The sequence below is a fragment of the Streptomyces fodineus genome (assembly GCF_001735805.1).
GTDB classification, from domain to species: Bacteria; Actinomycetota; Actinomycetes; order Streptomycetales; family Streptomycetaceae; genus Streptomyces; species Streptomyces fodineus.
On sequence record NZ_CP017248.1, the window covers coordinates 1,251,190 to 1,266,113 of the forward strand.

A 14,924-nucleotide genomic window follows, 5' to 3' on the forward strand; every position below is an offset into this window, starting at 1 on the left:
CCCCGTGGAGAGTGGTGCACCGGGATGCTTCGTCGTGGCCTCAGCCGATACCCGCGAGACTGATCAGCAGGGCCTTCACGTCGGTGGCCCGGACCGGTCCGGTGACGGCGTGCGGACGGGAGCAGAGGATGAGGGGGCCGTCGTCGGGGTGGTCGGGGAGGCGGCCATGGCTGCCGCGAACTGGTGACGGGTCGAGGGGCACGACCGCCATCCGGTAGCGCATGCCGAGCTTCTTGCGGGCCAGCGCCGTGGCCGCCTTGACCTTCACGTAGGGGTTCTGCGGGTCCATGAATAGTTCGGCGGGGTCGTAGCCGGGCTTGCGGTGGATGTCGACGAGTTGCGCGAAGTCAGGCGCGCGGGCGTCGTCCAGCCAGTAGTAGTACGTGAACCAGGCGTCCGGCTCGGCGACGGCTACGAACTCCCCCGAGCGCGGGTGGTCCAGGCCGTTGCTCTTCTTGCCCTCGTCGTCCAGGAGTTGGGCGATCCCGGGCAGTCCGCCGAGGGCGTCCCGGGTGGCGTCGAGGTCTTCGGAGCGGCGCACGTACACGTGGGCGATCTGGTGGTCGGCGACGGCGAACGCACGGGACGCCGTCGTGTCGAGATACTCCATGCCGTCCTGGGTGTGCACCTCCAGGAGGCCCGCGCGGCGCAAGGCGCGGTTGATGTCGACGGGCCGGTCGGCGCGGGTGATGCCGTATTCGGAGAGCACGACGACAGTACGGCCCTCGGTAGCAGCGTCGTCGAGAAGCGGACCAAGGGCGGCGTCCAACTCGGCGGCGGCCTGGTCGGCGCGTGGGTCGTGGGGGCCGTAGCGCTGCAGGTCGTAGTCGAGGTGAGGGATGTAGCACAGGGCAAGGTCGGGGTGGCGAGTGGCGAGGATATGGCGGGTGGCTGCCACGATCCACCGGCTGGAGACGATGTCCGCTCTGGGACCCCAGAAGCGGAAGAGGGGGAACGTACCGAGTTTCTCCGTGAGTTCGTCGTGCAGGGCCGGGGGACGGGTGTAGCAGTCGGGCTCTTTGCGGCCGTCGGCGTAGTACACGGGACGGGGGGTGATGGTGATGTCGGTGTCGGCGCCCATGGCGTACCACCAGCAGATATTGGCGACGGTGTAGCCGGGATGGGCGCGCCGGGCGGCGTCCCACAGTTTGTCGCCGGCGACGAGGCCGTTGTGCTGGCGCCACAGAAGTACCTCGCCGAGTTCGCGGTAGTACCAGCCGTTGCCCACGATGCCGTGTTCGGAGGGCGGGACTCCGGTGAGGAACGTGGACTGGGCGGAGCAGGTGACCGCGGGCAGGACGGTGCCCAGGGGCGCCCGTGAGCCGGACCGGCCCAGAGCCTTGAGACGGGGCATGTGATCGAGCAGACGCGGCGTGAGACCGACGACGTCGAGTACCAGCAAGGGGGTGGGGGTCACAGCAACTCCTTGAGGCCGAGGTCGGCCAACAGGGCGCATGCATAGGTCAGTTCGGCAGCCATGCCGTCGATGAGGCCAGCGCGGTCTCGGGGGCGCAGAGAGAGCGGCAGTGCCTGCCATGTGTACGTCTCGACCTCCAGATGGTGCGTACGCGCCGTCGGACCTCCGACAAGACGCATCAGGCAGTCCTGGAGCACGGTAAGGGTGGAGGTCAACGGCCCCGCGGGCGCAGTGTGCAGAGGGATGTGGAAGTGGGACCGCCAGGACGCGGAGACCGGGAGGCCACCGAGACCGAGTGCCTCGCCCACATCGTCGGTTCCGCGCAGCCCTGTCTCGGTGTTCACTCGCGTCTGGTGCAAAAAACGGGGCTCGTCGAACGTCGCCAGTGCCCGGCGCACCTCGGGCAGACTCGGGTCCTGCGCGTGCAGGGCCGTGGAGACCTGAGCCTTCACGACGGGGATGTCCGCGGCGTCCAGCGCGTCGAGGGCGGTCGCCGGATCTTCGAACGAGGTGGCCAGGTGACAAGTGTCGACACAGACACCGATGCGGTCGTGTCCGATGTGGGCCAACGGCCCGATCGCGTCGGCCGTGGTCTCCACGACGCAGCCGGGCTCCGGCTCCAGTCCTATGCGAATGGAGCGGCCGGTGAACCTCTCCATGGTGTCGAGGTATTCGGCCAGCGACGTGAGAGCGCGATGGGCGATTTCGGCGGACCGATGGTCGTACGAAGTCCGCCAGGCGAGGGGGAGGGTGGAGATGCTGCCTTCACCGACGTCGTCCGGCAGTAGCCCGGTCAGCAAGCGGGCCAGGTCGGTGGTATAGCGGAGGCGTTCGGGATCAGCCCAGTCGGGTTTGTAGACACGGTACTTGACCTTCTGCGCGCCGAACCCTTCGTACGGAAAGCCGTTGAGGGTGACGACCTCAAGGCTCCGCCGCTTCAGCTCGGCGCGGAGCAGACTCAGGGCTCCGGTATCAGTGACGAGGGTGTGTGCGGCGCCCTTGGCGAGCCACAGGCCGATGCCGAGCCGTTCCCGGCCCAGTCGCATGCGCACGGGCTCACAGAAGTCACGGAGTTGGGCGAGCACTCCGTCGAGCGTTTCCGCCGGGTGGACGTTGGTGCAGTACGCGAGGTGGACGATGGAGCCGTCCGGGTGTAGGAAGCGCATGTGCTCACGCCCCGCCTCGGAGAACGGAGTTTCCCTCGTGAGTGGGGTCGGTGGTCTGGACGTCCAAATCGAGGCGGCCACTGAGCCCGTAGAAGGCGATCGGGTTGCGCCACAGCACCAGATCCACGTCGTCCTCGTCGAAGCCCGCCGCGAGCATCGCCTCACCGACCCTGCGCGTCTTCAGCGGGTCGCTCCTGCCCCAGTCGGCAGCCGAGTTGACCAGCACTCTCTCCAGCCCGTACTCCTTCAGGATCGCCACCATCCGCTCCTCGTCCATCTTGGTGTCCGGATAGACGGAGAAGCCCAGCCAACTCCCCGAGTTCTTAGCCTCCTTGACCGTTATCTCGTTCAGGTGGTCGATCAGGACCCGGTCGAGGGGCAGGGCAGACTCCCGTACGACGTCGAGGGTGCGGCGCAGGCCGGCCAGCTTGTCCCGGTGCGGGGTGTGAATCAGGGCGGGCAGACCGTGGTCGGCGGCCAGCTGGAGCTGTACGGCCAGGGCCGCGTCCTCGGCCGGGGTCATGGAGTCGTAGCCGATCTCGCCGACCGCGACCACGTGGTCCTTGACCAGATAGCGGGGCAGCTCGTCCAGGACCGGGGTGCAGCGCGGGTCGTTGGCCTCCTTCGGGTTGAGGGCGATCGTGCAGTGGTGCACGATTCCGTACTGGGCGGCGCGGAACGGCTCCCAGCCCAGCAGGGCATCGAAGTAGTCATAGAAGGAGGCGGCTGAGGTGCGAGGCTGCCCCAGCCAGAAGGCGGGCTCCACCACGGCTCGCACTCCGGCGACATGCATGGCCTCGTAGTCGTCGGTGGTGCGGGAGGTCATGTGGATGTGGGGGTCGAAGATGCGCATCAAGACTCCTGGGTGGCGAGGCGCAGGGCGCGGTGTAGGTCTTCCGGCACGGGGCGGCCCGCCGCGCTGCGCTCGGCCGCGTAGTCGGTGAGCATCCGCGCCAGCTCGTCGTCCCCGTTGGCGCGGCGCTCGAGCTCTGCCATCTCGTCCAGGGGCACACCGGTGAACAGGCACTTCAGGACGGCGTGCCGCCAGGCGTGGGCGTCCAGGTGCCGGGCGGCGTACGGGCCGACGGCGGCGGCAATGAGACGAGTGTCGTTGGTGCGCAGGGCGTCCTCGACCAGGGGGAGTGCGTCGCCGCGGGTGAGGTAGGGAAGGTGGGGCAGGACACGGAGGACGGCGCCGCGTTCGGCGGCCGTGCCGTGCGCGTAGAGCCGGGCGAGGTCGGCCGCGTCCGGCCGTACCGCGTGTAGGAGGAGGACGCGGGCGACATGCTCGGTGTCCCGGCAGTGGCGGCCTGCCTCCGAAAACCTCAGCTCCCAGACGAGCATGGAACGTTGGGGCACCTCGCGGGCAGCGGCGGACTCAAGTACGGCGTTGGTGAGCCAGGCTCGGGTGAGGGCGTCAAGGCTCTTCCACCGGGTGGCGAGGTCGTCGGTCAGCGGTGTGGTCATGCGTGTGCTCCTCCCTCAAGGTCGCGCAGGAAGTGGAGGGATCCTTCCGCGAGGGTCGGGCCGGCGTGGGAGTGACGAGGTAGCTCCACGGTGATCAGGCCCTGGTAGCCGGTGCAGGTGAGTTCCGTGAGGGCGTCGAGGACGGGCGGGAAGTCGATGTCGCCCTCCCCGAACGGGAGATGCTCGTGGACGCCGCGCCGCATGTCCTCGATCTGGACGTGGCGCACCCACGGCGCTGCCGCGCGGACGCACTCGGCAGGCGGGTCCGGCTCCAGGCACTGGCAGTGGCCGATGTCCAGGGTCAAGCCGAGCGCGTCGGGACTGCCGAGCAGGTGGCGCAGCTGGTGGAAGTCGTCGAGAGTGGCGAGAAGGTGGCCTGGTTCGGGTTCCACGGCAAGCGGCACTCCCAGGCCACTGGCGGCGTCGAGGACGGGCGCCAGTTCGTCGGCGAGACGCTTCCAGGCCGAGTCATGGTCTACGCCTTCAGGGACGATGCCGCTGAAGCAGTGCACGGCGTGCGCACCCAGGTCGGCGGCGGTCTGGACGGCACGCACCAGCAGGCGGACCCGAGCCGCACGCCCGTCGGGGTCTGGGTCCAGGAGCGAGGGACCATGCTTGCGGCGCGGGTGGAGGACGTAGCGGGCACCGGTCTCGACCGTCACCGTCAGGCCCAGGATGGCCAGCGTGTGGGCCAGACGGCTGGTTCGAACGGAGAGGTCCGCCGCCATGGGGTCGAAGTGCATGTGGTCGAGCGTGAGACCGACGCCGGCGTAGCCCAGGTCGGCGAGGAGGAACAGCGCGTCGTCGAGGCGCAGGTCGGTGAGGCCGTTGGTGCCGTAGGCGAAGCGCAGGGTCATGTCGGGCTCACCTTCCAAGAGACGCGGCGCGCTATCGGCGCCAACGCCATAAGCGCCCCACCCAGGGCAGGGGCACCCGCATGCGCGGCGAGAGCCGCCTGGAGGGGGATGAGGGAACGGATGCCGCCTCCAACAGCGCGTTGTGTGAGGGGCGGAGAGGGATTGAGGACGGCGTGCAAGTAAGGGCGGCCAGCTGCGGTGCCGTAGGTGGCGGCGAGGGCCGGTGCGGTGAGACTGCGCGACAGGCGAAGGCCACGCGACAGACGGCTGCCGCGTGCCGGTCCGCCGACTGCCGAAGCGTCGGGCCAGTACGCGAGTACGGACCCGGCCGCCCCTGCCCCTACGTCCCTGCCCCGGCCACGAAGACCCTGCAATACAAGTCCCGTACTGATGACGGCACTCGTGGCCAGGGCGGCGAAGGGAGCGAGGCTGGAACCGCCCGTGGTCTCGTGTCGGGAGACGCGGGTCACCGCGTACGTGTGGGCGGCCAGCGCCGCCGAGGAGAGGGCCACGGCGGGCCGCAGAGGTGTGTGCCCAGTCACCACGGCACCGAGCAAGAGGTCGAGGCCCCGAGCCGCGCCCATCGCCACCGCCCCCGCGTGGGTGTGCTTGAGCTTCAGGTCGTACGCCCAGACGGTGGCGGCAAGGGCCCCTGCGACCGCCGCCGCCGGGCGCCCCGCCCGCGCCGCCATCGCAAGGCCCACGCCGGTCAGCCCGGCCGCCGCCCCCAAGGCGGCGCCCGGGCGTATGCGGCCCGACGGGAGAGGCCGGTTCGGGCGATCACGCGCGTCCTCGCCCCGGTCCGCCCAGTCGTTCAAGGCCATGCCCGCCTCGTACAGACACAGGGAGCATCCGATGGCGCGCAGCGTGCGCAGGTCGGCGCGCCCGCCGGCGGCCGCGGCCCCAGCGAGGGCATCCCCCGGGACCGTGAACAGTGCGGAGACTCGCAGCAGTTGAGCCCAGTCTCGGAACGTGCTCACGTGTGCTCCGCCCGCAGCTGCTCGGCGAGTCCGAGTAGCGCCACGTACTGCTCGGATAGCGACGCCGGCGCCCTCGGGTCGGGATCCTTGAAGTAGAACCCCAGCTCGGGCAGCGGACCGGTGAGCCCCACTTCGTGCGCGCGGGCGAGGAGCCGGACCAGGTCCAGGACGAGCGGTGCCGCCAGGGCGGAGTCGCACCCCTGCCAGGTGGTCTGGAGTACCATCCGTGCGCCGAGGAATCCCTCGAAGGCGATGTGGTCCCAGGCGGTCTTCCAGTCCCCCATCGAGGGCACGTCGTCGATGTGCACCACGCCCTCGGGGGTGGCTCCGAGGGTGTCGGCGAGGACCCGCGCTTTTCCGGCGTTCTTCGCGGCGGCCGCGTCCGGGTCGGCGAGCGCCGCCCCGTCTCCCCCGCCGAGCAGGTTGGTACCGGACCAGGACCGCACGGTGAGTGCTCGCTGCGCGAACATCGGGCCGAGCACGGAGCGCAGCAGCGTCTGGCCGGTCTTGCCGTCCCGCCCGGCCACCGGCACGTCGTACGGACCGGTGAGCGCGGGGTGGTGCAGTCCGGTGGAGGGTGTGAAGTTCGCATACGCAGCGCCGGCGCGGAGCGCGGCGGCAGCGTACAGAGAGCTGGCGGGCAGCCTCTCGTCCCCTTCGCGGGGCGCTGGTTCGGTGGAGGCCACGTTGACGACCACGCACCGGACGAGGTTGTTCCGCGTCCGAAAGGAGGCGATGTCATCGGCGAACCGGCTGATCAGTTCATCGTCCTGACTCAGGTCGTCCATGACGGGACCCCCGGCCCGTATCTCGGCGTCCGCCGCGGCGAGTTCATTTCGTACGACCTGGGGCAGGTCGTACGGTAGAACCCCCCGCGCGGCCAGTTGCTCGGCCCGCTTCGGCAACGGGCAGGACACGACGTCGTGCCCCCCGAAGACGAGGGACCCCAGATCCGGAAGGCCACTCCCGGCGAAGTGCGGAGTGAGGGTGACCATCCCGATGGCCGGCTGCAGCCCGCCAGCGACGGCCGCGCACCCCGCGACCACCGTGGTGGCGACGGAACCGCGGGCCCCGATCAGCCAGATTCCCGTACGTGGCACTGCCGGTGTCGATGTCGGTGTTGTCATCGCGAGCGCCTCCCTGCCGTTCTCGTGCGTGTGCATGTACGTACGTGTGCGTGTGATGAGTGATGGCCCGTGCCGGGGGCGTGAGCCGCAACCCCGGCACGGGCCCGTTTCTGGTGCGGGATCCGCCAGGTTCCCGGGCCAGTTCTGTGGACTACGGGTCAGGAGCGATGCTCATGACGGCAGGGTCCACTGCTGGTTGGCCTTGCCGTGGCAGGTCCACAGGTGGATGGGGGTTTCGTCGCCCCAGGTGTCGCCTTCCGCGTCCAGGCACTTGCCGGAGTTCGGGTTGCGGACGGTGCCGTCGTCCTGCGGCACCCACTGCTGGGCGACGGTGCCGTTGCAGCGGTACAGCTGGACCTTCGTGCCGTCATCGGTGCCGGCCCAACGCACGTCGAGGCACTTGCCCAGCGCGCGGATCGTGCCGTCCCCGGGAAGCGTCCACTGCTGCGCGGCCGTGCTGTTGCAGCCGTACAGCTGGACCTGGGTCTCGTCGTCGTCCTTGCCTCCCGCCACATCCATGCACTTGCCGTTCACGCCCTTCACCTCACCGGTGCGTGAATACGTCGTCTTGACACGGACGTTGCGGAACGAGACCCGGTCTGCGTCACTGTGGTTCTGCAGGCCGACATATCCCTGTTGGAGGCTGCGCGCCGGGTCGGTGTTGGTGAAGTCGTTGATCTTCACACCGTTGAGGAAGACCTCCAGGTGCTCGCCGGTGACACGGATCTCGAAGGTGTTCCATTCGCCGGGAGGATTCAGTGCCTTGTCCCGCACGGCGGTGTCGGGCGCCTTGAAGCCGTACACGGCCCCCGTCGTGCGGTCCGGGCTGTCGGTGGCGTCGATCTGTATCTCGTAGCCGTTGTTCACGGCGGACCAGGGATCGTTGGAGGCCGGGAAGCCGACGAAGATCCCCGAGTTGTCGTCGCCGTCCATCTTCCAGTCGGCTTTGATGGAGTAGTCGCCCTTCAGCTCCTTCGCGTCGTACCAGAGCAGGCCCATGCCCCCCTTAGAGGTGAGGGTGCCGTCGGCGAGGTCGAAGGAACCGGGCCCGGCCTGCTCCCAGCCCGTCGTGCTGCTGCCGTCGAACAGCGACTGGTAGCCGTTCTCCGGGCGGCAGTCCGCCTGGGCCATGCCCGCCGCCCAGCGGATGCCGCCGAGCAACTCCTGCTGGAAAGCGGGTTCGGAGTACGACGCGTCGGTGTGGCCGAGGCCGGTGTAGAAGGAGCGGCCGCCCTCGTAGTTCTGGCACCAGGTGATCGGATGGTCACCGGACATGGTCCCGCCCGAGTAGCTGGACTCGTCCAGCGAGGCGAGCACGTGCGCGGTGGACCGGGGGTTGGTGCGGTAGTTGTACCACTCGTCGAACCGCTCCCAGGTGCTGCCGAGATGCGCGGTTGCGGGGTGCGCCCGGTCCTCCACGTTGATCTTGGCGTTCTGCTGGTCGGGGTGCGACTGGAAATAGGCTCCGACGAGCTTGCCGTAGAACGGCCAGTCGTACTCGGTGTCGGCGGCGGCGTGGATGCCCACGAAGCCGCCCCCGCCTCGGATGTAGCTCTCGAAGGCGTCCTGCTGGGCTGCGTCGAGAACGTCCCCGGTGGTCGACAGGAACACGACCGCCTTGTAGTTGGCGAGGTTGTCGGCGGTGAAGGCCCCGGCGTCCTCTGTGGCGTCCACGGTGAAGTTGTTCGCCGACCCCAGTTCCCGCAGTGTGGAGAGACCGGCGTCGATGGATGAGTGCCGGTAGCCGGCCGTCTTGGAGAAGACGAGAACCTTGTATGCCGGGTCGGCGGTGGCACGTGTGGTGGCCTTGACGGACTCAGTGGGCTTGACCGGCTCGGCGGAGGCGAGTCCGGGGGCCGCCGCGACGCACAGCAGCGCACCCGACAGCCAGCACGCGGCTTTGGTGAGGCTCATACGCATGGTGTCCTGCTTCCTTCCGGCTACGGCAGGGTCCACTGCTGGTTGGCCTTGCCGTGGCAGGTCCACAGGTGGATGGGGGTTTCGTCGCCCCAGGTGTCGCCTTCCGCGTCCAGGCACTTGCCGGAGTTCGGGTTGCGGACGGTGCCGTCGTCCTGCGGCACCCACTGCTGGGCGACGGTGCCGTTGCAGCGGTACAGCTGGACCTTCGTGCCGTCATCGGTGCCGGCCCAACGCACGTCGAGGCACTTGCCCAGCGCGCGGATCGTGCCGTCCCCGGGAAGCGTCCACTGCTGCGCGGCCGTGCTGTTGCAGCCGTACAGCTGGACCTGGGTCTCGTCGTCGTCCTTGCCTCCCGCCACATCCATGCACTTGCCGTTCACGCCCTTCACCTCACCGGTGTGCGCGCCGCCGGAGCCGTCTGTGGTGAACTCGAAGTCATCGAGGTCGAAGAGGGCCCCGCTGCCGCCCTTGAAGACCAGGTAGATCTTGGTGGTCTGGTCGGGCACGTCCTTCAGCGTCGTCTCCACATCCGCGAAGTTCTCCCAGCCACCGGTCGGCTTCACCTCGATCGAGCCGTGCAGCGGACCGGTCGGGGAGCCGGTGTGCAGCTCCAGCGTGCCGCCGGCGCCACCCGATGAGACCCGGGCCTTGAGCTTGGTCGCTCCCGTGAGCCGGTACGGGTCGAAGGAGATCCAGTCGCCGTCGTGGCTGTCACCGACGGTCTTGCCGCCGTGGGCGCCGGCTTTGTCGTACAGCTTCAGGTTGCCGCTCTGCGTGGTGAAGTACTCGGCCTGGCGGTGATACGGCGGGAGGGTGACCTGGCTCCTGCCGGTCAGGGGAGCCTGGCCGCCCGCGCCGTTATCGGTGTACTCGGCTCCCACGAGGCCGAAGATGTTGGCGTCCGGGTCGTGTTCGCCGTCCTTGGGCGGTGTCAGGGTGCCTTCGCAGCCCTGGACCTTGCTCAGCTCGTGTGCGTGGTTGTCGTGTCCGAGGCTGAAGCGGACGGTGACCTTGGAGCAGTCGATGTCCGGCTCGTCGGGGTCGGTCACCTTGACCTTGAAGGGGATCGGATCGCCGAAGTGGTACAAGGAGCCGTTGGCGGGCGCGATGATCTCCACCGTCGGCTTGGTGTTGCCCACGACGACGCGCACGTTCGCGCTGCCCACGTGTCCCTCGGGGTCCGTGGCGGTGAAGGTGGCCTGGTAGGTGCCGTTCTTCTGGTACGTGTGGGTCGGGTTGAGACCCTCGCCCTTGGTTCCGTCTCCGAAGTCCCAGGCGTAGGTGAGGTCCTTGCTGTCACCGTCGGTCGCCTTTCCCGTGAAGGAGACCTGCAGCGGGGCAGCCCCGTCGGTGTGGTCGGCGCTCACCGCCGCGATCGGGGTGAGTCCGTCCTTCGCGTACTCGATGCGGTAGAGCGCGGAGTTGGCGTCACCGCCGAAGCTTCCGGTGCCGTAGTCCAGGACATACAGCGCGCCGTCCGGGCCGAAGGCCATGTCCATGACCTGGGTCCCGGTCCACGGGAAGGCATTGATCTTCTGGACGGTGCCGTCGTCGCCCTGCTCGATCCGCTTGATCCACTGGCGCCCGTACTCGCCCGCGAAGAAGTTCCCGTCGTACTCCTTGGGGAACTTCACCGACGAGGTGGAGGTCTCGTCGTACCGGTAGACGGGACCCCCAATGGGGGACTCGGAGCCCGGGTTGCCCTTGGCATCCACGTTGAACTCGGGGACCGACCCGCCGTCATAGGGAATCCAGGCCGGCTGCGCGGGCGGCAGATCGGTGAGGCCGGTATTGAACCGGGAGTTGTTCTTGGGTGCGTCGCAGTCGAACCTGGAGCCCGACTTCTGGGTGGCGAAGTCGTAGTCGACGTAGGCGTCGTTCTTGCCGGTGCAGAACGGCCAGCCGAAGTTGCCCGGCTTCGTGATCCGGTTGAACTCGACCTGGCCGCCGGGACCGCGGTTCGGGTCGGCCGCAGCGGCGTCGGGGCCGAAGTCGCCTACGTAGACCACGCCGGTCTGCTTGTCGACGCTCATCCGGAAGGGGTTGCGCAAGCCCATGGCGTAGATCTCGGGCCGGGTCTTGTCGGTGCCCTTGGGGAAGAGGTTGCCGTCGGGGATGGTGTAGGAGCCGTCGGCAGCGACCTTGATGCGCAGGATCTTGCCCCGCAGGTCGTTGGTGTTGCCGGCGGAGCGGCGGGCGTCGAAAGCCGGGTTGCGGTTCGGGCTGTCGTCGATGGGGGTGTAGCCGTCGGAGGCGAAGGGGTTGGTGTCGTCGCCGGTCGACAGGTAGAGGTTGCCGTCCTTGTCGAAGTCGATGTCACCACCGACGTGGCAGCACACCCCACGGCTGGCCGGCACGTCGAGGACCTTCTTCTCGCTGTCGAGGTCGAGAGTGCCGTCGTCGTTGAGGACGAACCGGGAGAGGCGGTTGACGCCGTCGAACTTCTTGAAGTCGTCGTCGCTTCCGGTGCCCGGGGCGTCGCCGGCGGGGGTGCCCAGCTTGGGCGCGTAGTAGAGGTAGATCGCCCGGTTGTCCTTGAAGTCCGGGTCCACGCCTACGCCTTGGAGGCCCTCCTCGTCGTGCGAGTAGACGTCGAGCTTGCCGGCGACATGGGTCGAGCCCGCGTGGTCGGTGAGGAACAGGGTGCCGTCGCGCGAGGTGTGCAGGACGCTGAGGTCCGGCAGCACGGCCAGTGACATGGGCTCGCCGACCTGGTCCGGCCCCTTGGCCATGGGGATTTGCTCGAAGGTCGGACCGGCAGCGGCACTGGCGGCCTTGCTGTCGTGGGCTTCGTGGCCCGCGTGGGCAGCAGCCGCGGTAGGCGTGGCCACCGCGAGGAGCAGCCCGACGAGCAAGGCTGTGACTCTGCGGCGGGGGGAGGTTGGGGGGCGTTCTCGATGCACGGGTCGTCCTCCGTGTCAGGGGTGGAAGCCGGCGCCCAGAAAGTGCGCGGCTCGTGCGGTGAGTTGGTCGGGACCGTAGCCCTCTTTCTCCTGTACTGAAAGAGCTTGTGCAGAAGTAGAGCTAACTTTTCTCAGCGAGAGGACAAACTGTTTGTGGGCATGCCCGAATGCCCCGCTGGCCCTTGCCGTTCCAGCGGGACTGGGTAGTTGGGGTCGCACACCGACGCACCACCCAAACGGCCCTTGAGGTGGCGCCCAGTTGTTCGACTCCCGTTGCCTCCCGCTACCTCAGCGCGAGCGGGCTCGCACCGGCATGACGCGCCCGCGACGGGATTTGGACAGGAACTCACCCCTCAGTTCGAACAGTGCGGCGCTACCCGCAGCCATCGGCATCCCGGTGTCACTGTCGCCACCGATCGAGGCGAGCTCCGCGCCGAGCCGTGCGTCGGGCGACGCGGTCGGCTCGGTCTGCGGAGCGAGATCACCCCAGCCGTCGCCCCGGGGAGCCGGTAAACCGTTGCGGTCGACGGCCATGGTTGCTTCACCTGCCGCGGACTTGAGGTCCTTGACTTCAGCCTTGTGGGCCTTGTCGGTCAGGGGCCTGCCGGCCGCGAGTGCTTCGGAGGCGAGCGCGTTGGCGTCGTCCCAGTGGTCGGCCCCGGGCGTCCGGTCGAACAGACCGGAGGCGGCGCGGTTGCCCTTGGGGACGTGGTACACGTGGGCCCTCTTGATTCCCTTGTCGAGTGTGCCGGACGCGCCGCACAGCTCGACCCCGAGCCGGTCCGCACCGATCGGGATGGGCACAGGGCGCCACGTTGCGTTAGCTCCGCGGTAGCGGCGACGGCGTGCGCGTGCTGGACGGGCAGGGCGAGTGAGGTGCAGACGGTTGACACGGGCGGGGTGCACTGTCGTACACGCATAGCGGGGAAGGTCCTTCCGGTTGTTCTGCGGCTAGCGGGATGTGGGCTTGGGGCTTCGCTCGGCTCGCCGGGGCACGGGGCGCTTGCGTCGCTTCGTGTGCGCGAGAGTGTCTGAGACGTCATTGCCTTTGATGGACGGCGCAGATTTCCGACCATCCCGCCGTGTTACCTATTCGTTACCGGTGCATTTCACGGGGGCTGATCCCGTCGCCTCGGCGACGCCTCCCAGAGAGACGCGCCCCGCCTGACACCGACGAACACTTCGAGGTATCGAGACAGACGCTCGGGCCTGCCGCCTCACCAGCCGGCCGGTGGCGAAGAAGAGGGCAGGCCGCAAGGGCTCGGGCCGTGACAGCCGAGGCGAAGAGGAAGCTCACCACCCACATCGCGGAATGCGCGGTGGCGATCAGTACTCCCGCGCCGAAGGGCCGGACACCGACCGCGAGCGGCACCACGGAGTGCGATACGCCCTGCCGGCCATCGACTTGCGGCCGACGACCTCCAAGAGCCGGCGGCCAAGGAGCAGTACGCCGAACGGCCGCCCGCGGCGAAAACGAGGAGGCCAGCCGTTTGCCGTAGTCACCGAAGGCCGGGGCCGGCCGCAACCACCCCATCCGGTGCGAGCGCCAAGCGGCCCGCCATGGGCAGGGCATGGCCAGGAGCAAGGGAGTTCAGTGGATCAGGAGCAAGAGAGTGGAGTGGATAACGAGTGCCTAACGCAGCGGGACGGGCGGCGGGCGCCCGGCTCTTGGGAGATGACAACCAGCAGGACGCTTGCGTGGCTCGGGAAGCCCGCTTCTGACCGCCCGGACCCTGACGCCCAGCGGGCCGCGAGGCGGTGCAACGTCACGCTCCTTTGTCCTCTGAGGAGATAAAGTCGGCGGGATTCCCGCTTAACTTCTTCCCCGAGACGCCGATCGCTGCTACGTTCCATCGCGGAAGACACCGAAGGCCGGACAGCGGCGGGAGGGGCGACGTGAGGCGCATGACGGCACGACCGGCCAACTCACATCAGGCGCGCATACTCAAGTTGTTGCGTGATGAAGGCCCCACCTCACGTGCGCTGTTGGGTGAGCTGGTGGACCTGTCCCGGTCCAAGCTCGCGGTCGAGGTGGACCGACTCATGGAGACCGGGCTCGTGGTGAGCGACGGACTTGCTGCTTCCAGGGGCGGTCGCCGGTCGCACAACGTCCGGCTGGCCCCCGGACTCCGATTCTTGGGCATCGACATCGGCGCAACCTCGGCCGATGTTGCTGTGACGAACGCCGAGTTGGAAGTCCTCGGCCATCTCAGTCAGCCGATCGACGTGCGGGAAGGCCCTGTTGCGGTCTTCGAGCAGGTTCTCGCCATGGCCGACAAGTTGAAGGCGGCCGGTCTCGCCGAAGCCTTCGACGGAGCCGGGGTGGGGATTCCCGGACCCGTACGTTTCCCCGAGGGCGTACCGGTCGCACCACCGATCATGCCAGGCTGGGACAACTTCCCCGTCCGGGAGGCACTCAGCCAGGACCTCGGCTGCCCCGTCATGGTCGACAACGACGTGAACCTGATGGCTCTCGGTGAGCAGCACGCGGGAGTCGCCAGGAGCGTCGGAGACTTCCTCTGCGTGAAGATCGGCACGGGCATCGGGTGCGGCATCGTCGTCGGCGGTGCGGTACACCATGGCGTCACCGGGAGCGCCGGCGACATCGGCCACATCCAGGTCGACCCCAACGGTCATCCATGTGCTTGTGGCAACAGCGGCTGCCTGGAGGCCCACTTCAGCGGGGCCGCACTCGCCCGCGACGCGCTTGCCGCCGTCGAGTCCGGGCATGCAGGTGAACTGGCCGACCGGCTGGCCGCTTCGGGCACGCTGACCGCAGCCGACGTCGCCGCCGCGGCCGCGGCCGGTGACGCCCTCGCCATCGATCTCATCCGTGAGGGCGGTGGCCTGGTCGGACAAGTCATCGCCAGCCTGGTGTCGTTCTTCAACCCCGGTCTGGTCGTCGTCGGCGGCGGGGTGACCGGCGTCGGACACGGCCTTCTCGCCGCCATCCGCACCCAGGTCTACCGCAGGTCCCTGCCACTGGCGACCGGCAACCTCCCCATCGTCCTCAGCGAACTCGGCACTCAGGCCGGAGTCATCGGCGCCGCCCGTCTGATCACCGACCGCGTCTTCTCCCCGGCCTGA

11 protein-coding genes are annotated in these 14,924 nt (G+C 68.7%); 1 reads left to right on the forward strand and 10 read right to left on the reverse strand.

What is annotated here, in order from left to right; translation table 11 throughout:
• Positions 1-40: 40 nt before the first annotated feature.
• The 10 genes from BFF78_RS05205 to BFF78_RS05250 form a co-directional block, all read right to left on the reverse strand.
• The gene (locus BFF78_RS05205; RefSeq protein WP_069777183.1) at positions 41-1,456 is read right to left on the reverse strand and encodes an alkaline phosphatase family protein; all 1,416 of its coding nucleotides are present in this window, start codon (positions 1,454-1,456) and stop codon (positions 41-43) included.
• Positions 1,414-2,583, reverse strand: a complete 1,170-nt coding sequence (gene eboE, locus BFF78_RS05210) for a metabolite traffic protein EboE (protein ID WP_069777184.1) — start codon at positions 2,581-2,583, stop codon at positions 1,414-1,416. Before eboE ends, BFF78_RS05205 begins: the two co-directional genes overlap by 43 nt.
• Before the next feature lie 4 nt (positions 2,584-2,587).
• A complete protein-coding gene (locus BFF78_RS05215; protein ID WP_069777185.1) occupies positions 2,588-3,436 on the reverse strand; it encodes a TatD family hydrolase in 849 nt (282 codons plus the stop codon).
• Complete coding sequence (locus BFF78_RS05220; protein WP_069777186.1) at positions 3,436-4,050, reverse strand: EboA domain-containing protein; 615 nt, start codon at positions 4,048-4,050, stop codon at positions 3,436-3,438. Before BFF78_RS05220 ends, BFF78_RS05215 begins: the two co-directional genes overlap by 1 nt.
• Entirely contained in the window at positions 4,047-4,907 is an 861-nt protein-coding gene (locus BFF78_RS05225) for a sugar phosphate isomerase/epimerase family protein (protein ID WP_069777187.1), read from the reverse strand. Before BFF78_RS05225 ends, BFF78_RS05220 begins: the two co-directional genes overlap by 4 nt.
• Positions 4,904-5,887: an SCO3242 family prenyltransferase gene (locus BFF78_RS05230; RefSeq protein WP_069777188.1), complete on the reverse strand. Its 984-nt coding sequence runs from the start codon at positions 5,885-5,887 to the stop codon at positions 4,904-4,906. Before BFF78_RS05230 ends, BFF78_RS05225 begins: the two co-directional genes overlap by 4 nt.
• A complete protein-coding gene (locus tag BFF78_RS05235) occupies positions 5,884-7,014 on the reverse strand; it encodes an inositol-3-phosphate synthase (protein ID WP_069783390.1) in 1,131 nt (376 codons plus the stop codon). Before BFF78_RS05235 ends, BFF78_RS05230 begins: the two co-directional genes overlap by 4 nt.
• A 171-nt stretch (positions 7,015-7,185) precedes the next feature.
• The gene (locus tag BFF78_RS05240; RefSeq protein ID WP_069777189.1) at positions 7,186-8,934 is read right to left on the reverse strand and encodes a ThuA domain-containing protein; all 1,749 of its coding nucleotides are present in this window, start codon (positions 8,932-8,934) and stop codon (positions 7,186-7,188) included.
• A 20-nt stretch (positions 8,935-8,954) separates the two neighbouring features.
• On the reverse strand, positions 8,955-11,789 hold the full coding sequence (locus tag BFF78_RS05245; protein WP_069777190.1) for a PQQ-dependent sugar dehydrogenase: 2,835 nt from the start codon (positions 11,787-11,789) through the stop codon (positions 8,955-8,957).
• A gap of 336 nt (positions 11,790-12,125) precedes the next feature.
• Positions 12,126-12,641, reverse strand: coding sequence for a hypothetical protein (locus BFF78_RS05250; RefSeq protein WP_069777191.1), 516 nt, complete (start codon positions 12,639-12,641; stop codon positions 12,126-12,128).
• A 1,101-nt stretch (positions 12,642-13,742) separates the two neighbouring features.
• Between BFF78_RS05250 and BFF78_RS05255 the strand changes: the two genes are divergently transcribed.
• A complete protein-coding gene (locus tag BFF78_RS05255; RefSeq protein ID WP_069777192.1) occupies positions 13,743-14,924 on the forward strand; it encodes an ROK family transcriptional regulator in 1,182 nt (393 codons plus the stop codon).